Below are 23,596 nucleotides of genomic sequence, written 5' to 3' on the forward strand. Positions count from 1 at the left end.
TGAATAGATTGCTTTTTTATCGGACGAGATTGTTAGGTTTGGCTACGGCCTCTTGTGCCTTGATAGCGGGCGGATATTGGTTACATTGCTATAAAACCGACGCGCAAGCCCTCAATTTTTACTGTCGTGCAGATACCTTTAATGTTGCCAATGATCGTGAGTTAGGGATGGCATTGAGTGTTTACAGTGAGGGTGAGCAGATCGCCTTGGATTATCAGTTTATTGATAAAGGGCTAACTGCTGGCTGGGTGAAGTTATCAGGCAATCTAAATCGTTTAGATGTGGCCAATATGGACTATAAACTGCACGTCAATCAAGCCGAAGTTGAGCTAGATAGCGTCAGTGATTGGGCGTTAACCGATATCTCCACCATCATAAATTATGCGGAAGAAACGATAGAGTTTGGTCATTCGGTGGTATTGGATATTAGCGTGGTATTAATGGAAGCCGATAAAGGCTATGCCGTGCTTAGGTTTTGCCCTGGTAATTCTGTCTGGGTGTGTGAATTTTAATAAAAAAGGAGAGCCGAAGCTCTCCAAGCGGTACAGTGGTTTATGTTGACGGAAGTAAAACTAATTCGTTTTCAGCCAGTGTGCCTTTGATCTCGATAGCCACTTTGTATTTTTCAACTGCGCCAGCGGTTGCATTTTCGTCCCAATCTAGGCCTGTCGCATCGAAACTATAACTGCCTTTTTCAGCTTCAACCAAGACCCCATTGCAGTTAGCCTCTGCGCTATCACATTGGTAGCTTTTGGTAACATGCCAGCGTTTCCACGCTTTAGCTTTCGATGATGTTTTGGTTTCATCTGGAAAGCCGAAGTAGGTGATCTTGTAGTCCTTCACGTTGGTGATAGCAAGCTTGTCTGCGTCGGCCAAGTTGAAAGTCAACGCGCCACTGGCGCCATCGAAGGTAGCAAGCTCTAAGTTGATCACCGTGGCTTCATTAATATCAATACTGTCAGCCACTGGAGGCGGAACCACCACTGGCGGTTCAGTCGTATCTGAATCATCGCTGCCACAACCGCCACACAGTAACAGTGCAGCCAATAGGCTAGTCACTAATTTATCATTCATGACGGGCTCCTTAGTTAAAGTGTCCGGTATGGCAAGTTGTACACTCCATATCCGCTTTCACGCTGGCAGCACTGCCCATAGTAGTTTCACTGCCGTGACAGCTTTGACATGCTTGCGCCTCTTCAGAAGGCTTAGATTCTGGCAACGCAGAGAGGTCTTCACCGGCATAGGCACGGTTAAGTAATTCTACAAGGTGGAAAGTGATAGAGGCTGATAGACGCTTACAGCGCTCGCCTTTTTTCACAAAGGGCAAGCCATTAGCTTTTGACCAGTTGCTGATTGATGAATGGCAAAGAATACTGTTAGCCACGGTAGATTTTCCGACAAGTGCACTCTTCTCTGCGGTAGAACCAATACCTGCAACGAATTCGTCGCTAGACAGCGGTAGCACAGTATTTTCATAGTAGCGGAATGTTGCACCAATCACGGCGTTGTTTTGGCCATTAATGTCATCAAGAATATTCACTAGCATCCCAGTGGCATTGTTGTTACCACAGACAGTACCTTGACCCACGATACCAGCCCAACCATAACCGGCAAGGGCGGTTGGGATAGTAGCAAACTTGGCAGCATCGGCACTGGATGATTTGGCAAGCATGGTGATCATGGCATGGAACACCTGATGCATACATCCGCCACCTGTTTCATAAGCCAGCTTAGCTGTTGCCATGGCATCAAGTGGCACATACTTGAGTTTATCCCCAAGTTCTAAACGGAAATTACCTTGTTCATCTGTCCCAGCAAAAGCAGACGTGCCCATTAGGGTAGCTCCGGCAGCAGCTGTGCTAATGCCAATGATTTTAGTTAGTGCTTGGCGTCTATTGATAGTCATAAAAATGTCCTCACATGGATAGGTGTTATTTTTATTGTCGGTGCGAAACTGTTCGCTCCTTGAAACTTGGGGTCATTGTGGGAGGAGAGGATTGCAAATAGTGTGACGTTAGCTTGATGAATGTTTGCCGTATTTTTCTAATAAAGATTTGATTAATTGATGAGCGGGTTAATCGTTTAAGCTGGATTATTATTGTTTTGTAATCTGAATTGGTTCTTACAGTGTGGGGCGGATCACTTTATTTGTTGTCTTCATGTAAATTTATTGAGATTGAAGCAACCACTTGCTGAATGATTTGTTGGATGAATAGGGTGATTTTGGTCACAAATTAGCAAGTGTCAGTCATGTATTTAGGCTAATTCCCGTATGAATTTTAAGGAGATAGAGGTGATCACAGAAATTATTTGTGATTTTGAATAAGCTTGTCGAATAAGCTTGTTGAGTAAATGATTAATGGATAGATACCCATGCAATTAGGTGATTGTCTCTTTGACAGGCAACGCGGTTTATTGACTAATCAAGTCAGCGGCGAACAGTGGCATTTGCCACGAGCGGAGTTGCAGGTATTGACTCTGCTACTTGCCAATCAGGATAAGATCGTTGCTAAGCAAACCTTGGGAGCGGGGGACGATCAGTACGCAGCACTGAGTGATTCGTCTGTGACTCGGGCTGTCTTTATGCTGCGCTCATTTCTTGGCCCAATGCACGAACAGATGATAGAGACGGTGAAAGGCAAAGGGTATCGGTTGCACATCGATAAACGTTTGTCTCAGCCTCTGCCTAACCAAAGTATCCGTAGCAACCCACTACGCGCCAATTATCAAACAATGATCACCTGGTTATTCGGTAAGCATCATCGCGTGTTAAAGGCGTGGGTTGGTGTATTAGTCTTATTGCTATGCATATTAGTTGGGGGGCAATGGCTCGTGGCTGCCAGTATAAAGGTACATCACACCGCTCCCTATGACAGCCATAGCATCACACTTGAGTCTGGTCAGCAGGTCACTTTTATTAGTTATGCCAAGTCAAAAACCAATAACACGTCGTTAGTGGCCTTGTCACAAAAACTAGCCAAGGGCTTTGCCTCCTGTGAATCTTCACCTTGGCAACAAATCTACCTTTCTCTGTCCCATGATAAGCAAGTTTTTAATATCACGATGCGGGGTGAAAAGTTGGGGCAATCTTTAGTGAGAAATTTGAAGTTGACCGACTATCGCCAACAAAAGTCATTTATCTCTGACGCATGGTTAACTGAGGTGTCTCTTTGTGAATAGAAAGGTCTTATGGGGTATTAACCTGCTAGTGCTAATGCTACTCGCCGTAAGTATTACAGTGAGCTACCGCTATCTCAATCCACCAGAAACTTTAATGCTAAGTTGCAGCTCTGAGTTGTTTGACACCTCTGATGTGGCAGAAGGGGCAGGGAAACATTACTTGCTTGTCGATATTATGGCCAAAAAACAGCAGGCACAGATCAACTACCGTTACTTTAATCTCGATGGCACTTTAGCTGGCACCATTCGTATGCATGGCAAACTGGTCGATTTTGATAAGCAGGCAAATCGCTATAATTTTTCGGTTGATACCAAAGAGGAGAGTGATGATAATCAAAATGAACAACTTCCAAGGCATATGCAGTATCTTTCTTATATCAGTTCCTTTAATTTAGATAGCCAAGGAATGCATAATCTATCGATCGAACCCTTGGATCTCGACCAACATAGAGATTATGCCGTGGTGCTTTTCCAACCCAGCAATACCGTTTGTGGATGCCGCTTAGTTCACTAAAGCATATTGAGCTATAATACATCTATAACCATCTGATATATTTCTACAAAATTGAGGTTACGTGTCTAAAGTCTACGTTAAGCAGGAAGAATCGCTGTCGATAAAATTTGTCCACCAGATGAAGGAGGGCGATCATCGACGCTTAGATCTCTATTTTTTTCTGCCTAAAGAGATGGGGATTAACCCGCAGAGTTTAGATGAAGAGGAGTACTACCACGCAGCCATAGCAGGCCGTCGTTCCTACTACTCTTCTGGTTTGCATCTTCCGTTAGTGCAAGGCCGATTCATTAGCCAAAATAAACGCACCGTTGAGGAGTTTAGGCTCTATCTCAACCTGTTTGCCTACCAGTTTGCCGTTGCCATTGAAACCGACAGTAAAGAACTGGCGCAAATAGAGGATATTGAACAGTTCTACCTTGCGCTTAAAGATCTGAGTGACATAGTGGCTCAACTGCTGAAAAAGTTTCGTCGTAACGAGCCTAGCGATCCCAAATGGAAGCACTATTTTGAGAACTCAGATAATTATCTATCTTGGTTTTGCGAGCAACGTTTACTCAAACTTTTGTCCCATGCGCCTAGAAGCAGCGATTACAGCGAGATAACGGAAGAGGTGGTGAACCTTTGTCGTAGTGAAAATAGCTATCGGGAAAGTAAAAACTATAACTCATCACAAACCAAAGATGACCCTAACCGTATCTCCAACAAAATGCTGTTACTACGCCGCCTTATCCAGCAAGGGGTCGTACTTAAAGAGGAGCTTAAAACCTTAGGCGTTGGGTTGAAAAAGCTCACTACAGGCATCGCCACTGGTTTTGTGATGTTGGTTGTGTCAGCGCTAATTATTAAGGCGCAAGGTGTGTTTAGTGGCTTAACGCTATCTTTGGTGCTGACATTAGCGGTGATTTACGGTTTTCGTGAGATCTTCAAAGAAGATATTCGTAATGCGTTATGGCGGGTAATTCAAAAAGGTCGGCCGCGTTGGAGCCGCATACTGCGAGATACCACAAGCCAGGCTGTTATTGGTCGTCAGCTGGTGTGGATTGATTTTATTAAGGCTAAAGAGTTGCCCACTGAGATCGATGAGATTTTAAATCGACGTCATAGCCAGAATAAAGTTGATGCCGATATTTTGCATTATGGTATCAACTCGCGGATCTCTCAGAAAGACTTCTTAGCTGGATACTCCACCATTCAGGAACAGGTCAACTTTAGTCTTGCGCCGTTTGCTCGTTATCTAGAGCGCGGTAAGGCTAAAATTTATAAAGAGTCAGACGGTAAAATCAGCAGTGACTCGGTAGAGCGCCGTTACCAAATCAATCTAGTTCTGTCGCTCAGAGAGGGACGTAATCCACCCCAATTTGCCCGCTATAAAGTCACTATGAACCGCTCCACCATTATTGAAGTGACCGAAAGTAAGTTACCCGATGGTGTGCAGGCGATAGGGTTTGAGCAGGAAGTTGCCGATTAAGGTCAGGGGGAGGGCTTTTTTAAGCCGCTAACTACCTCCTGTCCTACGGAAAACCTGTTGGTCGTTCTTCGGTAAGGTGAGTGATGCGTAGCTTCTAGCTCACGAACGAGAGCCAAGAGTGCCGCACTGGCTTTTAGCTAGGGACATTTTTGTGTCGCTTCTGGGCACTATGGTTTCATCCATGAAACCATAGTGCCCAGCCGCATCAGCATAGTGTTATCACTCTCTTCGGTTTGGCGGTAATTAGTATTCATACACCAGTCAAAACCAATAACCTTGTACGCTAAAGTTGAGTGCTCTCCTTTGATTTAGCTTCTATTTGCTGTTTTAGTTTTTCCGCATTAGTGGCTTCAACTAGTTCATTAAATTTAAGCTGCATATCAGCAATATCTATCTTAATAACATGTTGCCAAGATTGACCTAGATCTTGGGTAAATATCACATCGCCTTTGTCACATAGAAAATAGATCTCATCAGCAGATGATATCTGAGCTAATAATGTCTCGCATTCAGGCACGGCATTACCATGATAGCTCCATGACTTGTTATTTTCTGCTTGCTCAAGCGTGGTGGAGATAACTTTCAGCTCACCTCGAAGGTTTCTTTTATCTTTTGCTTTGGTTTTCTTACGCCCTAGTGTTACAACAGTGCCATCGGAAAAGACTACTGGTAAGCTTCTCTGTGTTTCATGGTCATCAAAAGCCATAAGATCACGGTTTACCGTTAACCAAGTCTTGCCAGAATCTAAACTAATAACTTGCTCACCTGCACCCCAATAGCTTCTTTCTATCCCGACTAGATAACCGTTGGCTAACTGTGAAACTGCTGACATGCGAGTGCTTATTTGTTCGCTCCAACTGCTGGTATGGGGGTTGAATTCAAATAACTTATTGTCATTCAATACCGACAATTGGCCTGATTTTGTCATGATGGGAAATAGATGGCCAAAGGCACTTAATAAACGATCGGTTTTGCGTTTGAAGCTTCTTAGCTTTATCCAATCCGATTCGAGTGAGGCAAACTGGTAAATATTGAACTCATCAATCGACTGAGTCATGACAAAAAAACTATTTTCACCTTTGCCAAACCAAGTTATTGCCTCATTCGCTGATACTCTGGATATCTGCTTCCATTCACCAAGCCAGCTGTTAGCCATAAATATTTCACCACGCTCACCAGCTATCATCAGTTGGTCATCGGTCTCTAATACTGCAGCAAGTTGGCTGTTGGTATTGAGGTCAAGTTGATGCCATTGTCCTTGCTGATCTTGCCATTTTATTTGACCAAATTTTGATGCAATAACCCCTTTACCGTGGATCGTTAGTGGCATAGCGGTTTTACCGTAGGCATTTTGGCGCGATAGCTTACTTAAGTTAGATCTAAAACGATCTAGCTCATCTTTTTCCCATAAATGAACAGTGGATAAATCGAGACTTTCTGCAAGGTTTGGATAATTACTCAATAAGAACGTGCTCAGCTTTTGTTGTGCATCTAAACGAGTAACATAAGCTTTTTGGCTTGATTTTTGTACCCAAAATGACTTTTGCTGAACATTTAATAAAGGTTGAAAAACCACACTGCCAAGATTTGTTAACTGACCTTTTTTTACCTTAAATACCCCCGTTGAGTGATCAACTGGCATGTTCAACCAAGATGTATAATCTCCACCATCATAGTAACTATAAAGGCTTGAAATAATATAACTCCCCTCTGGCATTGACCCGATAAAGACCTGACTATCAATTAACCCTTCTCGAGTTGGAGACAAAGAATAAACATCGGGTTCCCAATCCACATTATCTTTATTAATACTGTCTTTATCTTTGGTTTTTGCCTTGGATTTAGCCATGGCTACTGCTTTTTGTTTTTTATCTTCAAAGTTGTCAATTCTAACAACAATGACTTCTGTCCAATCTCGGTGAGGTGGTGTTAATTGTTCAGCATTATTAATAATCTGAACGCCTACCACTCCATGATTAACATCAAGTGATTTGTTTTTATCGATTTTGGTATTTTTAATTGTGCTGTTACAGGCGGTTAAAAATAGTACTGATATTAACAAAAATAATCTGGCTCGCATTTCCATTCCTTTGACGAGAATAAATAGGATCAGAGTAAACTTTTAAAGAGAGTTAATTAGCGCATTAGTGATAGGCTTTTCTTCCCTAAATGGCGTCCTCGATAGTTGATTCGAGTTTGCCTAGCTCTGTCCTTAACTGGTTATATTTTAATCCTTCCTACTGGTTGTTATCAATATGTGTTGGAACATTTTATTGAAGGTTTCTTATTAAAAATAATAAGTTGTCTCAATGTCTACCAATGAGGTCAGATCCAAGAGAGTGAATAACCCAGTATAAACGCGGTTTTGGCCCTTGGCGACAGACAGAAAATGCTCCCGACATTTATCGGCATTCCATTATCCATGTAGATTAGATGTCGCTATGGAGCCTTCATGGACTACTTTCTTTAACAAAAAGTCGGCGAGCCAAAAGAGTGCTTGCACACAAGCTCACCGCAGGTGATTGATTGCTATGAAGAGACGACCTCCAAGCTCACTTAACCAATTTCCACCTAGCCCAAGGCTGCTCAGTCAAATAAAAAATGCAAACCTTCATTCCAAGGGCAACAAACTTTGGGGCAAATGTGAGTTAGTTCCTTAACCGGTTTCTAGACAGAATCTGTAATACCCTCAATGCCTATTCTGCAGCGGGTGGCTCTTTATTTTTCGGCGAGCTGGCCACACCAATCACCTTTACCTTGGCGAGCAGTGTGACACTTATCAATACCATATATGCAGAACCACTTTAAACGAGACCGTTAACTTTGTAACTACTTGGGGGCTCCTTCGACTTTGCTTACCTCTGAGCAGAGGCCATCGGTAGTATAATTTGTACATACCCACTCTTCATTGTTCCAGACAATTTTGTCAGGATTCCACATTCTGTTTTTGTTAAACACGCAGGTACAGGGTTCATCGTCTGGATTGGAACCCATTTTTGCCGATCCATTTACCTCTTCAGTGTTTGCTTTTCCGATCACCTTTTCGGGGGTGGTTGGTGTATTAAAGAGGGTGTCAAGGCCGTAATTGTTGCATTTGAAGTGTTTCCAAGTGCTTATTGCCGCATCGGATAACGATGCCTCATTACAGCTTTGTTGGCGCAAACAAGCCTCATGCCAACCTTCTACATAACCTATGCCCCTGTCATATTCTCTGACTAGCATAAAGTGGTATCTATCTGTTGGCTTCGCTATTTCAATCAAATACGTCATCATATTTGTGCTGTTTTCTGAGTTATATCCGTTCAACAGCCCACTACAGAACGCGACTTCTCTCTCTTGCTTTGGGGTGTATGACGGCGCGGCCGACAGCGCAGGCGTAAACCAAAGCGTCACCATTAACGTTAAGTATTTCATTTTTTTCTCCTAGCATGACAAACAATACATCCACACTTGTACTGTTTGTCTATCTTAATCCACCAAAAGTCTATGGTTGTTGATCTGAAGTCATATAACTCGCTATGAGCTGAATTAACGGACCCAAAATAAACTTTTAAGAGAGTTAACTAGCGTATTAGCGATTGGTTGTCATGAAGGTGTGACCTCCAAACACATCCCACCAGTATTCAGTAAGCCACACGCTAATATACTTTGACTCGCAACTCGCAACTCGCAACTCGCAACTCGCAACTCGCAATACAGTGCTAAATGGATAATAAAAGAGGATAAAAAGGCACCCGAAGGCGCCTTTGACATTGCAGGGATAGCGGGTGGAACAAAGCGCTTAGGGGGGCTAAGCGCCTAATTTGTTATAGCTTGTGGCCGTGGTGCTCCATAATTTTCTCTGGGCTGTGACAGGTTGCACAGGCTTCTTTTGCTTCTTTGGCTTGCTGCTTATCTGAGCCAAAGTATGCGCCATTGTTTTGCATGTGTGACATGGCTGCATCGGATAGGTATTTCTGGTGACAACTCATACATGCAGCCGCATCGGGTGAGGCATACCAAGTTGCTACTGGTGTCAATGCCGGGTCATTGTTTTTACCAGGAATAAAGCTTGGTACCGTATGGGCTTGACCTGCATTACGTCCGAGCTCGAAACCATAGGCTTTACCGCCCCAACCTTCAACTTCAGCATGACAAGTGGTGCAGTCAGTTTTCAAGATAGTCCCACTGCCACCATGACCGTTGTCATGGCCCTGTGCTTTGTGGGCTTTGTACATAAAGCTGGTTGATTTCTTCTCGCCTGAAGCCAGCGCATCACCGTTTTCATCTTCTACAGCACCCAGTTTCTTATCATTGGTGTGGCAGGCAATACAGTTTACGCCATTGGAATCATGGTAAAACTCATAGCTGTGACAGTCATGACAGGTTTGCTGATCGATAATCGCACGGCGCTGTGCAACCTCTGCTTCGCTGTCGTTAAGGATGGTGCGATAAGCGTCGGTCTGCACATAGGCCGGGTAGGCATTGCTCGCATCACAGCTGACACGGTTGGCGCTGCTCTCTTCAAAGCACACTTTAAGTACAGGCAGGACTTCCAGTGAGCGAGAAGCGATATCGTTGGGGAAGTTCATCGCGACCTTAACACTGACACTGTTATCACCATTCCAAGTTGCCTTAGCGGGATCTTTAATATCAATTCGACGCTCGCTGTAGGGAGATTGATCAAAGTCTGGGTAATCTTTTTCAACATCCCAGCTCACCACGACATAAGGCTTGCTGTAACCCTTTTTATAGACTTCATCTTGGCTGACAAAGATTCCAGCTTCATCGGTTATCTTCAAGTCGAAGCTAATTTCATTAGCAGTGCTGATGGCAACATTAGTGACAACAGCGTCATACTCTTTTGCCGCTTGGTAAGGTTTTGCGTGGTCATTATGTACCGCTGCGCTATGACAATCGGTACAGGTTAATTGCGGATTTTTATCTGATTTATGTTGTGCTGGTGAGTCGGTATGACATCCCGTACACGCGTTAGCATTGGCATTGGCTAACCACAGATCTTTATCGGCAAGCGTGTCGTCTTCAACGTGACAGGCGGTACAATCCATAAAGGGTTTCGTTGGGAAAGCAGGGTAGTCAAAGGCATGATCGCCGCCGTAACCAGCAATGGTGTATGGCATAGGTACTACATTGCCTTCGCTGTCTTTACCCTCACGGTGTGGTCCCATATGGATGGCGTGTACCATATGCCCAAGCTCGACAGAGATAGCGTTGGGGTCGGTGACAATCCCGTTGTGGCAAGATTGACAGTTTTCCATATCTAGACGTCGACCGCCATGAGCTTCTAAGCTATCAGGCTGGTGACAGGTGTAGCAGGTTTGCATGGTCACCAATTCACGGGTCTCAATACCTTCGCTGGCATTCGTTGCTGGTATCCAGTCAAAATGGGCATTCTCGGCCAACTCATGACCTGAGTCATACTCAAATTGCATCTCGATAGCGATACGTTGCGTCAGTTGTGGGTCGAAGTCGATACCAGCAGGATCTTGTGCTGTAGTGAGCTCCGTTTTAAAGGTATAGCTATAGGTGCCGTCATTGTGATCGACTAAGCATTCAACACAGTCTTTTATCTTTTCAAAGCCCTGTTCAAAGGTGGTGCCCGCATCATTGGTGGTTTCATTTAATAGTGACAACCACTGCTTAAGCTCACTGCCCTCTTCTGTTTTTAATTGGGCAAGTGAAAAGCGGAAGTCATGAAAAGGATTGCTGCCACTCAGGCCAAATAAGCCAACGCCCTGCTTATTTTCGAGCTCAAAATCCACCGTTATAATACCGTCGGCATAACTGGCGTTAGTGATATTGGCGATAGCCTCATTGGCCATATCAATATGCAGACCGCTCGTTCCCGGTGCACCAGGGTTGCCTGGCTGACCGTTTTCACCATCTATACCATCTTTTCCATCATTCCCATCTCCACAGGCAGACAACATTACCGATGAGGCAATGAGTAGCGCAAGTGTGGTTGTTTTTGTTTTTATCATCATTTTTTCTCCAAGATTAACCACTGGGTGTAGCTGGCTTAAATGTTAAGGATTGGTAGAAAAGTCTGATATGAAGTACATCACTTTAACTAAATAGTCTAAATTGGCGATTTGAACTGATTTTGTGTTTACTGGTAGGTTTAACTTGGTGCTGTTGTGTTTGAGGTTGGTTTTTTGTTTTGTTTTATTTGTTTTTTGTGGATGATTCGCGAGAATTTCTTAAGGTGAAACTCTAATATTCATATTCCGCAAATCACAATAGTGAATCTTAATTTGCCTAAGTAGAAAGTGATTCTATTTGGGCGATTAGTTTTAAGTGCTACAAGATTTATTTTATTACTTTGCGAGATTCAGTGCCGAGGAGATACTCCTTGTTTACTTGTTTGTCAGTGTCACATATTTAACAAAATTCTAGCTAAATATCATAAATTTGGGCAGTTCTAAGCGTAATAAAGATGGATTTAGATTAGATTAGAAGCGTATAAATAAGCGCGAACTTAAGCCTTGTTAAAAGGAGATACATGAGCCGAATAAATAGCAATACGCTGTTCAATATCAAAGTCTTTGTACTACTGTTTGAAAGCTTGAGTTCCACCCATGTCGCCCAGCAATTGGGGGTTGCGACGTCTAAAGTGAGCCGCAGCTTAAAGGCGTTGCGTCATTCATTCGATGAACCTTTATTTGTACGTAAACAACATGGTTTTGAACATACTCCATTTGCGCAATCTATCTACCCTCAGTTGAAAAGAATATTAGCGCTCTCTGAATTAAGTTTGGCCTTGTCAGAACCTGAAACTGGGCAAGTTAAACAGGAGATGACCTTAGCCTGTCCTCCACCATTGTCACTGAACTTATTAAGTTATCTGCAAGATAGGGCTTCACAGTTACAACAGAAGTTTAGCTTCAATATAAAACCCTGTAGTAATGATATTGATAAGCTACTGAGCCGACTCGATGTGGATTTAGCCATCACCTTCGAGGCACATAACTCTGAGCGTTTATCTTCTCGGTTTGTAGCAAAGGCCAATGCTTATGTGTTGGTGGGTAATAAGGAACACCCGATTTTCCAAGGTGATGGGCATGTTGATGTTGATGACATTCTCAGATTTCCCTATATCAGTTTTAACGGCCATGAGTTTGATCAAGGGCACGATCCTCTTGCGCTGTATGCTTCTGAAAAATTTATGGATATCAATATTATTGCTAAGGTGTGCCTGTTGGCCGATCTGATGATTCAACTTGAGCGTAGTGATGCCTTGGCGCTAATTTGCTATCGCGATGCCGTTGAGTTTTTATGTGCGAAAGGCAACATCTGTGCGGTAGCGCTGCCAGAAGAGCAAAACCGATTACTTAACCTGCGCGCAGACGGTCATCACCACTATTTAACTCAGCTTAGAGACGGTACCCATACAGTGCCTTGGGTGGAAGAGGAGATCAGTTCTTATATCCAAAGTAATGTGATCATAAACTGCGACGGAGCCGTTGATGCCAAAAGATAAACTACTCGACATTCCATTGACGACGATTGAGATCTTCTGCCAAATCTATGTGAAAAAAAATGCTATTGAGGTCGCCAGCCATCTAGAGTTGTCTCAGCCTAAGGTGAGTCGTGCATTGGCAGCGCTGCGCAGCGTATTTGACGACCCACTATTTATTCGCCGTGAAAGTCAGTTCCAGGCCACCGAGAAAGCACATAATCTCTACCCCATTTTCCGTGAGATGATGGAGTGCAGCCAAGCGGTGGATCATTTGATGAAAGGCGGCTCAGGGGGAGCGGAAAACACGGTTGAGATTGCCACGGTTCCCCAATTAGAGATCAATTTGACCCAGAGCATTAAGCAAGCGGCTATGCCCGTTGCTGATAGCGAAATCATTGTGTCTACAACGCCTTGGGGGGAAACCACCAGCCAACAACTAATTAATGATGAACTGGATGCGGCGATCTGCTTTCAACGTTCAAGTCATCGCGCCATTTTATCTAAGTCGATTATTCAACATCGAGGCGGTTATTTGGTGGCGCGCAGTGATCACCCCATTTGGCGCGATCCCTGTATCGACAATATGATTGATTACCCGTTGGTTAAGCTCATCACTATGCCATTTCCTGCCAATAAGTCGCCAATAGGAAACTACGCTAAACAGGTGGGCAAACAGATGCAGATCTACGCAACGGCTCCAGACTTAGGGAGTGCGGCTAATAGTCTGCTTAATTCTGATGCCATCATCATTATCGGGGTCAAAGGGGCGGTGGACTTTTTAAGAAACATTAACGGATTGAAGGCACAAAAAATCGATCATGTGCAAGACCAATCGATTTTGAAGAACTTTAGTCATCCAACGGTTTATTTATGGTTAAAGCTGGATACTCGCGGCAAGGTGACGACGCCATTTTGGTTACAGCGCTGTCTTGAGGATTACATTATTAAAGCGCATCAGTGATGCGCTTTAATCTGTTTGCTTAGGGCTGCCGAGTATAGGCTTGGCAGATATTTTGTTCACCTATCTGTTTGGCACGTTTAAGTGCTATTTCGGCGTTACTTAAGTATTGTTCAAGGTTTTGCCTTGGCTGGTAACTGGCAATCCCCATGCAGATACCTGCACCTAAACCGATCTCATTGAGGCTACCTAGTGTCTTAACCGCAAAATGGTGAGCGTTGTCTGAGCTGGTGTCGGGCAAGATAACAATCAGCTTACCCAGTTGCCAGTGTGACATCTGATAACCTACTGGTAGCGATTTAAGAATATGGATCTCGACCTCTTTTTGGCGACTCTCTAGTTGGCCAATATCACTCATATGGCTCAACATACTCTCAGCGGTGATATCCATTAGCAGCAAACTAGAGCTATCGCGGCTCTTATCGCTCAAGGACTTAAAGTAATCATCTAAGTCTCTAAGATTGACTAAGATAGTGCTACGGTGGGGAATGAAGTCGCCTCTATCTTGCAGTAAAGCTCGCTTTTGGGCTTGCTCTAGGGTGCAGACGATATGCTCAATATCACCCGCAGCGTCTAAATGCCCTTTGAGTGTGGCTTGTAAGCAGGTGTTTTCATTGCTGTTAGGGTCACATAAAATTTGTCCCTTCCAGCTGCCTTGTAGCATGATCTGTTGCGTGATCCGAGACCACTGTGAACTCAAGTCGTTGTTAAGTAGCTCTGTCAGGTTTTTACCCGCAATATCATGAATAGAGACTAGTTGCATGAATGCTTCATTGACCAGTTCCAGATCACCGTTGGCTTGCACTAAGGCGCAGGCCACAGAGCTGTCGTTAAGCAGTCTATTTAAATTCGATTGATGCTGTATCTGCTTTAACTCCGTAACATCTTCAAAGGTCACTAACAGGTATTTGCTCTCTTTGGGTGTACGCGGGGCGCCAGTAATGGTGACCCTTAGAGAGGTGCCTGATAGGTTTTCAAAATCGACTTCATCTTGCCAGCGCTTGTCGGTTTCTAGCTGGGTCATGATGGCGGCATATTGATCGTCTTCAAATTGCAGTATGCGTTGTAAATTTCTATCTGATAGTTCATCTATTGGCATCGCGAGTAGTCTAGCCGCCTGATCGTTGGCGGTGATAACTCGATTGTTATCGTTGACGATTATGCAGCCAATATCTTGGTGAAATAGGCGGTTAGCCAGCTGAATGCTGTATGCGCGAGAGCGCTGTCCAATCCGGTATGAGTGGCTGAGTAAAATAAGACTAAGTGCTAATAGGGTTAATACCACGGCCCCGAAAATTAGAATGTTGCGCCACTGTGAGAAATTATCTGCAATGGCGTCGTTACGTACGTAGGAGACCAAGTAATATTCGCGGCGCGTTTCATACTGGGTCGTTAGCTCGATTTTGAGGTAAACAAATGTGGCGTCATCACCATGAAACTGCCCAAAGTTACTGGTCGACATTTTGCGCCACAGAGCTGGGTAGGTTTGTCTAAGGCTACCGCCCATGGTGTCTGGAATACGATTAATGGTTGGGCGAGACTCGGCGCCAGCATAGATTAAGCCTTGTGTATCTAGCATTAATAGCGGTGACTCTGCACTGGAATAAGCAGGTTTAATACTTTTCAACATCCGTGCCATTGACTGGTAACTGACCAGATAGCCACGCACCGTTTGGTCGGGATTTTCTAACCAAGCTAGCTGATAGAGGTAAGGTTCTAGCTTGCCGGCAATAGGGGTAAATTCGAGTGGAGAGGTATAGACCTCATTTCCCCCCATGTTGCGTGCACCTCCCAGTAGTGCTGGGGGTAAAGGCTCACGGCTGAAATCATTAGTGGTAGAGAATTTATATTTACCTTGCGGGTCAAACAGGGCGATATCCAGCAGCTCTGGGATATTACTGGTCATGACGTTCCAGTTTTGTTGCAGTTTGGCTTGCCTGACTTCGCTTGGGATAGTCAGGTAACGCTTGAGCAACTCTGAATTGGCAAACATCTGGGTTCTAAACTGCTGGAAACCAACTTTGTCAGCAATCAAGGTGCCAACAGATTGTAGCTCACTGTAGCGCTGCGTGGCCCAGTCTTCCTGTAGACGTCGTTCACCTAAGGTGATGATGACATTGGTCATAAGAATCACACTGATCAGCAAAATAATGATCTGCGTCGCCACGGAGAAAATGCGTTGCGTCGACCAATGCAGTCCTTGAGTCGAGATCAAAAGTGGTAGTTTTTGCATCAGCATTAAGATTGAGAACACCCAGAGAATTTGTCGCCTATGTTAGCATGAATCTAGTGACTAAACACAGGGGGTTACATCTTGCTAACGACTGCTCTAAATCAGCTAAGGTCAGCCAACAATTCCGAGTTGGCGGGGTTTAAATTGGGCGTTGGCATCCAGCACTATCTGCTCACAACGTTTGATGTCGACGCCTTCGAGGCCATTAATGGCAGAAACTTGTACACTGGCTATATAGTGAGGAGCGAGCTTAATAAAGTCATTAACCGCTTGGTACGCACCTTTGAGTTTGGGTTTGCAGTGGCGAAGATAGGTCGCTTCTGTGTCTGCATTGAGTGATATAGATAGGGCATCAACAATGTTGGCCAATTCTGGCAGTATATTGCGGCGATGGAACAGATTGCCCAGCCCATCGGTATTAACCCTGACTCTCCCTCCCAAGCGTTTTATCTCAGTAGCGACCTCAATTAAGGTCTTTAGATTTAAAGTCGGTTCACCATAGCCACAGAACACATACTCATCAAACTGACTTACATCGCCCAATAGAGGGATGATCTCGGTAGCTGTAGGTTGATGGTCCAAGGCGAGTTGATACTCATGCACCTGCTTACTGCCATTATGTTTTGGACAAAATTGGCAACGTAAGGTGCAGCGCCCAGTGATATTGAGGTAGCGGCTGTTACGTATGTCGTAGACAAGAGTGGAAGCGGTCATGGCATATCAGTGAAAGTGAGGATACGTTGAGTGTAACCTGTTTTGTTTTTGCAAAATGTTGGGCTGATCAAAAAGGGAGGCATTGCCTCCCTAAATCTGATTAATTGGTCTCATCGGCTGGGTGAGGCTTAGGTTGCCACCACCAGTTAAACAAACGCCTTAGGCTTCTTCTGATATCATCGAGAATGATATAGAGAATAGGCACCAAAATCAGGGTTACCACAGTCGAGAACAGGATACCAAAAGCGAGTGAGGTCGCCATGGGGATCACAATTTGTGCCTGTAAGCTACGCTCTAAAATAATGGGTACTAAGCCAACGAAGGTGGTCATCGACGTTAAGATAATCGCTCTAAACCGGTAGCAACCCGCATCGATAGCGGCTTCCACTATCGGTAGACCTTGGCTTCTTGCTCGGTTAACAAAGTCGACCAAAATCAATGAGTCATTCACCACCACGCCCGCAAGCGCCACAATACCGCATAGGCTTAAGACGCTCATAGAGAGCCCGAGAATAAAGTGGCCAAATAGTGCGCCGATGATACCAAAAGGGATCACTGACATAATGATCAATGGTTGGCTGTAGGATTTTAACGGTATGGCCATCAAGGCATAGATGGTAAACATGGCAAAGAAGAAGCCCTGTAATAAGCCAACTAATGCACTGGCTTCATCGGCACTGCCACCATCTAATGCGGTAGAGATGTGCGGATATTTACCCTCTAAGTAGGGCAGGAAATCCTTTTGAATCTCGCCAACCACTTTTGACGGTTCAACAATATTTTTGTTGGCGTTGGCGGTTACGGTAATAGCACGGCGGTTATCGACACGAGTAATTGAAGAGTAGGAGTCACCGAGCTCAATTGCTGCCACGCTAGAGAAGGGCACTGAGATACCTTGTGGAGTTCGGATCATCATGTTTTCGAGATGTCCCACTGTGCGTCGCTGCTCTAGCGGGTAACGCACCATGACCTTCACTTCTTCTTTATTACGCAAGATCCTTTGAGCTTCGTAGCCATAGAAACCGTAACGTACTTGGCTAGCAAGATCTGAGAGGGTTAAGCCAAGGGCTTCAGCTTCTGGTTTGATGCTTAAACGAATTTCATGGCTTCCTGATGAGTAGTTATCGGCAATATCGTACACCCCTTCATAGGTGCGTAGCTTCTGTTTAAGCTCATTAGCGGCTAACGACAGTTGCTCTAGATCGCTTGAGGTCAGTCTAAAGGAGATATCACCGCCTGCATCGTTGGTACTGGCGTTGATGTTCAGTTTCTTAACTGAAATCAGTTCGGGTAGTGCCTCACGCCATGCGCTGGCTATAGTGACACCATCTACATCTCTGTCTTCACCTTTAGTTAATTCGGCAAAGATAAAGGCTGAGGTGCGTGAGCTCATATTGATAAAGCTATGTTTGACCACTGGGTAGCCATACTCATCTTCCATTTTATCGTTCATGGTGTAGAGCGCATTCTCAATCTCTTTGACCACTTTTAAGGTGTTGGCCTCAGAACTGCCCACATCCATATCGAGTCGCACTTGAATAAAGTCAGAGGGGATATCAGGGAAGAATACCCAGCGCACTTTACCACTTGCCACTAAGGCGATAGAGAGGATCAGTACACCGACAAAAGCGGCTACAACATTATAGCGTTGGGTAATACAGCGCTTTATAAAGTGACGATAGTTGTGATGAATAAAATGCTGCACCTTGTTGTTAAGGGCAACTTTAAAGCGCACAAACATATTGGGGTTCGGGTTGTGACGCTTGGGTTTCATGTGCGCAAGATGCGCCGGTAAAATCAGTTTCGACTCTACCAATGAGAAGGCTAAACAGAGAATCACCACTAAACCAATGGATTTCCAGATAATTGCCATGGGGCCGGAAACCATGAGCATGGGCATAAAGGCGGCTATGGTGGTCAATACCCCAAAGGTCGCGGGCATAGCGACTTTCTGTGCTCCTTTAACCACATTGTCGATGGAGTGGCCATGTTTTTCTATTTCGGTATAGGCGCTTTCCCCAATAACAATGGCATCGTCCACCACGATCCCCAGCACCAGAATAAAGGCAAATAGCGTCAACATGTTGATTGACAGTGAGAAGGGTTCCAGTGGCATCAGTAACATAGCGCCAAGGAAACAGACGGGTAGCCCCATCATGACCCAAAATGCCAGCTTGAGTTCTAAAAACAGCGCCAAGATAATAAATACCAACAAAGCACCATATAACATGTTAGACAACATCATATTAAGGCGGCCTTTGAGATAATGGGTTAAATCTCCCCAGGTATCTAACTCGGCATTGGCGGGCAGGGTAGCTCGGCGTTCTTCGATATAGCTTTTTACTTGTGAAGAGATGTCTAGTGCATTTTGATCGTCGACGCTGAGCACCTCGATAATCGCTGCCGGTTTACCATTAAAGCGGGTGTACTCTAAACGCTCTTCAAAGTCATCACGGATAGTTGCCACTTGCGGCAACATCACCCTGCTACCATCTGGACGTGTGCTCACTACAATCTTGGCAAAGTCTTCACCCGTATAGGCTTGGCCTTTAGTACGCAGCAATATGTCGCCATCTTGGGCGCGAATCGAACCGCCAGGCAGGTCGATAGAGGAGTTACGCACAGCACCAGCCACTTGGGCAAAGCTTAAGCCGTACTCTCGTAGCTTATCTTCTGATAGCTCAATACTGATCTCATACTCACGTACACCGGTAACCTGAGCGCGGGTAATCGCAGGTAGGGCGGTGACCTCTTCACGAATATTTTTGGCCAGCTCCTTCATTTGATGCAGGCTCATGTCGCCGTAGACAGAGATCCAAATAACATTATTTTCTGGTTTGATACGGAATATATTGGGCTTTTCAATATTCTCAGGAGATGTCGATATGGCATCGATGCGCAGTTTAGCTTCATCAAGAATATCTTGGGCATCGAAGCCATCCTCCACTTCGATGGTGACATTACCAAAGCCTTCACTGGCAACAGAGGTGACCTTTTTTATGCCGCTAATATCTTGGATCGACTCTTCGATCTTGATATTGATCCCCTCTTCAATCTCCTGCGGCGCAGCACCAGGGTAGGCGACGGATATCTGCAGATAGTTGAGCTCGAAGGTAGGGAATACCTCTTTGTTAATTAGTACTGTACTGAATAGGCCACCAATGAGCAGCACGACCATCAATAGGTTGGCGGCCACGCTATTGCGGGCAAACCAGGCAATAATTCCCTTGTTGCTATCCATTATTGATCACCTACTGCAACCAAGGTTGGTGTGTCGTCAGCGTCTTCGTTAGAGCTTTCGGGTAGCGCATCTTCACCAATGACTTTGACTAGTTGGCCAGTAGCCATGTTATTGATGTTGGTGAGGGAGATACGCTCGCCATCAATAAGGCTATCTTTAATGTAGACATTCTCGATATCGGTGCGAACAACGTTCACATTACGCATCTCTAAGGTATTGTCAGCGGTGACGACTGCGACTTGGCCGTCGCGAACAATATGGCGTGGCAACTTAACGATGCCATCTACGGTCCGACCTTTAATGACTGCGGTGACAAAACTGCCATATTTAAGCGGCAGTTCACCCTCTTGCTTATTGTCTCTCAGGTAGGGATCTTTAATTTCTGCGACTAGGTAGACCATACGATTTTCGGCATCAATTACCCCTTCACTGCGGATGATTTTTCCTGTCCAACTAACTGTTCGTCCTGCGAGCTGCGCACTCAAGGTGACTTCGGTATCTGGGTTATCGACTGACTCCAAATAGGCGAGTTCGCCGTTGGCTAAGGGTAAGCGGATTTCAGCAACTCGGGTGTCATAAAGTTCACCTAGGTTAGTGCCTAAGCTTACATACTGGCCTAAGTCGACGTTTCTAGCTTTGATGATGCCATCGAAAGGTGCCCTAATAATGGTGCGTTCTAAATTACGTTGTGCGCGGGCCATAGCGGCCTCAGCAAACTTGACATTAGCTTGCTCTTTTTTCAGTTGTGGAAGACGTAAACCAAGCTCTGGTGGCATGCCTCCGTCGTAGCCTTGCCAATCATTTTTAGCCACTTCACCGCGGGCAACTTCCTCTTCCAACAAGGCTTTAGCTTGCGCTAACGAGGCTTGAGCCTGCATCAGGTCGGCTTCATAATCTGAGGGTTCAATTTCGGCTAACTTATCGCCACGCTTAACAACGCCCCCAGCCACAAAACTGTCGGATATCGCTAACATGCGTCCTTGAACCTCGGTGACTAGTTGTGTTTTATTTTTGGGAGTGACCACGCCATAAGAGGGGAGATTGAGCGACACCGTTTGCTGAGTGACGGTGGTGACATCCACAATCGGGACTGGCACTTCATCTGCTTTTTGCTCAGGGGCTTCTTGGGTACTCATCAGCAGTCCGGCCAAGCCGATAAAGACTACTAGGATGAAAATTGGGGGGAGAACTCTTCTTAGAATTATTTTAATCATCGACTTCTGCTATTCCGTGCTGAACTGCTTGCTCTATAAATTACCAGAGGTTAGCGGGTCGATAAATGCTTTTTTGTAAATAAAATGTATCAATTGCTGAAACATATAGAAATATTAACACATTGATATTCAAACGGAGTCGGCGAATGCCTAGTGTAAGATGTTACAGCTGGGTAAAAAATAAGCCGCTTTGCGCGGCTTAGTTTTTTGGCTACAAGACTACTTTTTCTTCTTGCTAGCTTTGTATTTCTTATTCACTTTTTTATCAGTGGTTTTTGTTTTTTTCTTCCCTGGCGGGCGGGCTTCTTTATGTTTAGGGCGCAACTCTTCAATGATACGACGCTTAAGCGGCTGTTCGATATAGCGTTCGATTTTGGCCACAATACGCATATCGTGTGCTTCGGCCAATGAGATCGCGGTGCCTTTATTCCCTGCACGACCAGTACGACCAATACGGTGGACATAGGTGTCGGCCGAACGCGGCATATCGAAGTTAATCACATGACTGATATCATCGACATCGATACCTCGTGCGGCAACATCGGTCGCCAGCAAAATTTTCACTTCGCCTTTAGTGAAACGTCCTAGGGCTTGGAAGCGAGCTTTCTGCTCCATATCGCCACGCATAAAGGCGCAGTTGATGCCCGCACGTTGTAACTGGCCATCGAGACTGGCAACTACTTCACGTGTTTTAACGAAAACAATGGCTCGGGTAACGTCTTCACGGTTTAGAATGCTGCATAGCAAGGCAAACTTATGGTCTTTATCATCAGCAAGATGGATCCATTGGTGGATCTTGGCTTTTTCGCTGCGGGGCGGTTTTGTTTCGATGGTCACCGGATCAGACAGTAGCATTTGCGCAAAGCGACTTACACCGCCGCCTTCAAGGGTGGCTGAAAACAGCATATTCTGCTTGCGACCTTGTGCTTCAATGGCGATAGCTTGAACTACCGACGCAAAGCCCATATCAAGCATACGGTCGGCTTCATCTATGACTAACACTTCAACCGACTGCGCGTCGAATTGGCCTTTATCGAGATACTCCATGAGACGACCTGGAGTCGCGACTAATATATCGACGTTCTCTGCCAAGGCTTTCTCTTGAGGTGCATAAGGCACACCACCTGTAATGATCGCGATATCTAAATCAAGATCCGTGGCCAAGTGAGAGGCATAGCGATGAACCTGACTGGCTAGTTCACGGGTTGGCGTCAAAATCAGTACTCGAGCCTGACCCGAGAAGCGACGTGGAAAATCGATAAGATGTTGCAGCGCAGGCAGCAGAAAACTTGCCGTTTTACCGGTTCCTGTTGGCGCTCGAGCCATAATATCTTGTTGGTCGAGTGCTAAGGGAATTGTCTGTTGCTGAATTGTGGTGGGCGTATCATGGCCCATCGCCTTGAGCGACTGAAGTAATTGGTCGTCAAGGTGGAAGTCTTCAAATTGCATGCGCAGCGTCTCAATAAATAATAGCGCGGCATTATACACCCAAAAGTGGAGTGAGTGCGATGACTATAGGGAAGGGGAGCAGATTTAATCGCAAACATGGCGCAACCAGATTAAAGCTTCAGGTAAAAGGCCTGTGTCAAGGCGACCATCTCCGGTGTATAGGCGCCATTTTTATCTCTAATTGTAAGCTGCGTAGTGCTTTTGGTGTTAGTGTCTTTGGCGTCACTTAACGCAGCTAGATGACCAAGGCGTAATAGATGTCGGTGGGCTGCTTTACCGGTAACGCTCGAGACATCAACCTGCTCGATGATAGCCAATTGCGCCTGAGCAAGCTGTGCACTAAAGCCTGCAAAGCTTGCTTGCGGCAAGATAATGCTGGCGTTGCCCTCAGAGCTGAGTAGCTGACGGATAGCATTGAGTAATTGAGCAAAATCTAAACGATGAGTGTGCCGCGCCTGTGCACGCCGATCGCACTGAGAGAGTGGGCCAGCCTCAAAGTAGGGCGGGTTGCAGATGATATGGTCAAACTGCGGTAACGGGCTAGTCGTGGCATCGATCCACTGTCTTATATCACTATTAATCAGGGTAAGACGTGCGGCCCAATCTGATGCGGCAAAGTTACGTCGACAATCTATCGCTGCGTTGGCATCAATCTCAATGGCAGTGATGACGCCATGACTTCGCTGTGCAGCCATGAGGGCGAGCAAACCACTGCCTGTACCAATATCCAGAATTTGCTGTGCCTGCGACAAGGGAGCCCATGCGCCGAGCAGTACGCCGTCGGTACTGACGGGCATGCCGCAATGTGAGTCATCGATATGAAACTGCTTAAAGGTAAATGGCATGGTGAGGGCAAGAGTAAGCGGCATGGTTGCTGGCTATTGTACCGCATTGTGACTGTGCGGCCAAAGCGACACGTATTTTATGCTTATTGAGCACGCTTTATTAACAGATACCGCTACCGATAAATGTTGTCAGATGTAATGGATGAAACCGTCGGGTTCTACAGATGTTAAAGCCTTGATCTTAATTGCGCTAGATAGGGGGCGCTTGCTTGTTAATCGTTAGGGATTTTGCTAATAGTATGCCCTCACTTTAGGCATTAACGCCTAAGGTTGAGTCAGGTAAGCCAGTTTGAATGCATTTTTAGCGTCAGTTAATCCTGC

17 protein-coding genes are annotated in these 23,596 nt (G+C 45.2%); 6 read left to right on the forward strand and 11 right to left on the reverse strand.

Annotation, left to right across the window (positions count from 1 at the left end; genetic code table 11):
* Positions 1–38 precede the first annotated feature (38 nt).
* Positions 39–512, forward strand: coding sequence for a hypothetical protein (locus L876_RS0107135; protein ID WP_156029387.1), 474 nt, complete (start codon positions 39–41; stop codon positions 510–512).
* Between the two features lie 40 nt (positions 513–552).
* Here the strand turns inward: L876_RS0107135 and L876_RS0107140 are convergent, their stop codons facing one another.
* Both L876_RS0107140 and L876_RS0107145 read right to left on the reverse strand, forming a co-directional pair.
* Positions 553–1,074: a hypothetical protein gene (locus tag L876_RS0107140; RefSeq protein WP_028763173.1), complete on the reverse strand. Its 522-nt coding sequence runs from the start codon at positions 1,072–1,074 to the stop codon at positions 553–555.
* Between the two features lie 10 nt (positions 1,075–1,084).
* A complete protein-coding gene (locus L876_RS0107145) occupies positions 1,085–1,906 on the reverse strand; it encodes a cytochrome c3 family protein (protein WP_028763174.1) in 822 nt (273 codons plus the stop codon).
* Positions 1,907–2,373: 467 nt separating this feature from the next.
* Between L876_RS0107145 and L876_RS0107150 the strand changes: the two genes are divergently transcribed.
* From L876_RS0107150 to L876_RS0107160, 3 genes are all read left to right on the forward strand, one after another.
* The gene (locus L876_RS0107150) at positions 2,374–3,180 is read left to right on the forward strand and encodes a winged helix-turn-helix domain-containing protein (RefSeq protein WP_028763175.1); all 807 of its coding nucleotides are present in this window, start codon (positions 2,374–2,376) and stop codon (positions 3,178–3,180) included.
* Complete coding sequence (locus tag L876_RS0107155; RefSeq protein ID WP_028763176.1) at positions 3,173–3,694, forward strand: hypothetical protein; 522 nt, start codon at positions 3,173–3,175, stop codon at positions 3,692–3,694. The genes L876_RS0107150 and L876_RS0107155 overlap by 8 nt, the downstream gene beginning before the upstream one ends.
* A gap of 61 nt (positions 3,695–3,755) precedes the next feature.
* Positions 3,756–5,162, forward strand: coding sequence for a hypothetical protein (locus tag L876_RS0107160; RefSeq protein WP_028763177.1), 1,407 nt, complete (start codon positions 3,756–3,758; stop codon positions 5,160–5,162).
* A gap of 283 nt (positions 5,163–5,445) precedes the next feature.
* On the opposite strand, the gene L876_RS0107165 is transcribed toward L876_RS0107160, so the two are convergent.
* From L876_RS0107165 to L876_RS0107180, 3 genes are all read right to left on the reverse strand, one after another.
* A complete protein-coding gene (locus L876_RS0107165; protein ID WP_028763178.1) occupies positions 5,446–7,242 on the reverse strand; it encodes a hypothetical protein in 1,797 nt (598 codons plus the stop codon).
* A 749-nt stretch (positions 7,243–7,991) separates the two neighbouring features.
* A complete protein-coding gene (locus L876_RS22300) occupies positions 7,992–8,576 on the reverse strand; it encodes a hypothetical protein (protein WP_051413000.1) in 585 nt (194 codons plus the stop codon).
* A gap of 392 nt (positions 8,577–8,968) precedes the next feature.
* On the reverse strand, positions 8,969–11,146 hold the full coding sequence (locus tag L876_RS0107180) for an OmcA/MtrC family decaheme c-type cytochrome (protein ID WP_028763179.1): 2,178 nt from the start codon (positions 11,144–11,146) through the stop codon (positions 8,969–8,971).
* A gap of 518 nt (positions 11,147–11,664) precedes the next feature.
* Here L876_RS0107180 and L876_RS0107185 point away from each other — a divergent pair.
* Entirely contained in the window at positions 11,665–12,642 is a 978-nt protein-coding gene (locus L876_RS0107185; RefSeq protein ID WP_028763180.1) for a LysR family transcriptional regulator, read from the forward strand.
* Complete coding sequence (locus L876_RS0107190) at positions 12,629–13,582, forward strand: LysR family transcriptional regulator (RefSeq protein ID WP_028763181.1); 954 nt, start codon at positions 12,629–12,631, stop codon at positions 13,580–13,582. The genes L876_RS0107185 and L876_RS0107190 overlap by 14 nt, the downstream gene beginning before the upstream one ends.
* Positions 13,583–13,601: 19 nt before the next feature.
* Here L876_RS0107190 and L876_RS0107195 read toward each other — a convergent pair whose 3' ends face one another.
* The 6 genes from L876_RS0107195 to L876_RS0107220 form a co-directional block, all read right to left on the reverse strand.
* Complete coding sequence (locus L876_RS0107195; protein WP_028763182.1) at positions 13,602–15,818, reverse strand: PAS domain-containing protein; 2,217 nt, start codon at positions 15,816–15,818, stop codon at positions 13,602–13,604.
* A gap of 105 nt (positions 15,819–15,923) precedes the next feature.
* Positions 15,924–16,526 (reverse strand): TatD family nuclease-associated radical SAM protein, encoded by a 603-nt coding sequence (locus L876_RS0107200; protein ID WP_028763183.1) that lies wholly within the window; start codon positions 16,524–16,526, stop codon positions 15,924–15,926.
* A 100-nt stretch (positions 16,527–16,626) separates the two neighbouring features.
* A complete protein-coding gene (locus L876_RS21310) occupies positions 16,627–19,767 on the reverse strand; it encodes an efflux RND transporter permease subunit (protein ID WP_037428160.1) in 3,141 nt (1,046 codons plus the stop codon).
* A complete protein-coding gene (locus tag L876_RS0107210) occupies positions 19,767–20,981 on the reverse strand; it encodes an efflux RND transporter periplasmic adaptor subunit (RefSeq protein ID WP_028763184.1) in 1,215 nt (404 codons plus the stop codon). Before L876_RS0107210 ends, L876_RS21310 begins: the two co-directional genes overlap by 1 nt.
* A 219-nt stretch (positions 20,982–21,200) precedes the next feature.
* Positions 21,201–22,430: an ATP-dependent RNA helicase SrmB gene (gene srmB, locus L876_RS0107215; protein ID WP_028763185.1), complete on the reverse strand. Its 1,230-nt coding sequence runs from the start codon at positions 22,428–22,430 to the stop codon at positions 21,201–21,203.
* 110 nt (positions 22,431–22,540) lie between these two features.
* Positions 22,541–23,275 carry a tRNA1(Val) (adenine(37)-N6)-methyltransferase gene (locus L876_RS0107220; protein WP_028763186.1) on the reverse strand — a complete coding sequence of 245 codons (735 nt, stop codon included), beginning with the start codon at positions 23,273–23,275 and terminating at the stop codon, positions 22,541–22,543.
* Between the last annotated feature and the right edge of the window lie 321 nt (positions 23,276–23,596).

The organism is Shewanella colwelliana ATCC 39565 (genome assembly GCF_000518705.1).
GTDB classification, from domain to species: Bacteria; Pseudomonadota; Gammaproteobacteria; order Enterobacterales; family Shewanellaceae; genus Shewanella; species Shewanella colwelliana.

Bases quoted from the DNA above. Each gene is read 5' to 3' on its own strand.
- L876_RS0107145 (WP_028763174.1), bottom strand. From the start codon at position 1,906: ATGACTATCAATAGACGCCAAGCACTAACTAAAATCATTGGCATTAGC.
- L876_RS21310 (WP_037428160.1), bottom strand. From the start codon at position 19,767: ATGGATAGCAACAAGGGAATTATTGCCTGGTTTGCCCGCAATAGCGTG.
- L876_RS0107165 (WP_028763178.1), bottom strand. From the start codon at position 7,242: ATGCGAGCCAGATTATTTTTGTTAATATCAGTACTATTTTTAACCGCC.
- L876_RS0107200 (WP_028763183.1), bottom strand. From the start codon at position 16,526: ATGACCGCTTCCACTCTTGTCTACGACATACGTAACAGCCGCTACCTC.
- L876_RS22300 (WP_051413000.1), bottom strand. From the start codon at position 8,576: ATGAAATACTTAACGTTAATGGTGACGCTTTGGTTTACGCCTGCGCTG.
- srmB (WP_028763185.1), bottom strand. From the start codon at position 22,430: ATGCAATTTGAAGACTTCCACCTTGACGACCAATTACTTCAGTCGCTC.
- L876_RS0107180 (WP_028763179.1), bottom strand. From the start codon at position 11,146: ATGATGATAAAAACAAAAACAACCACACTTGCGCTACTCATTGCCTCA.
- L876_RS0107150 (WP_028763175.1), top strand. From the start codon at position 2,374: ATGCAATTAGGTGATTGTCTCTTTGACAGGCAACGCGGTTTATTGACT.
- L876_RS0107220 (WP_028763186.1), bottom strand. From the start codon at position 23,275: ATGCCATTTACCTTTAAGCAGTTTCATATCGATGACTCACATTGCGGC.
- L876_RS0107185 (WP_028763180.1), top strand. From the start codon at position 11,665: ATGAGCCGAATAAATAGCAATACGCTGTTCAATATCAAAGTCTTTGTA.
- L876_RS0107210 (WP_028763184.1), bottom strand. From the start codon at position 20,981: ATGATTAAAATAATTCTAAGAAGAGTTCTCCCCCCAATTTTCATCCTA.
- L876_RS0107140 (WP_028763173.1), bottom strand. From the start codon at position 1,074: ATGAATGATAAATTAGTGACTAGCCTATTGGCTGCACTGTTACTGTGT.
- L876_RS0107190 (WP_028763181.1), top strand. From the start codon at position 12,629: ATGCCAAAAGATAAACTACTCGACATTCCATTGACGACGATTGAGATC.
- L876_RS0107195 (WP_028763182.1), bottom strand. From the start codon at position 15,818: ATGCTGATGCAAAAACTACCACTTTTGATCTCGACTCAAGGACTGCAT.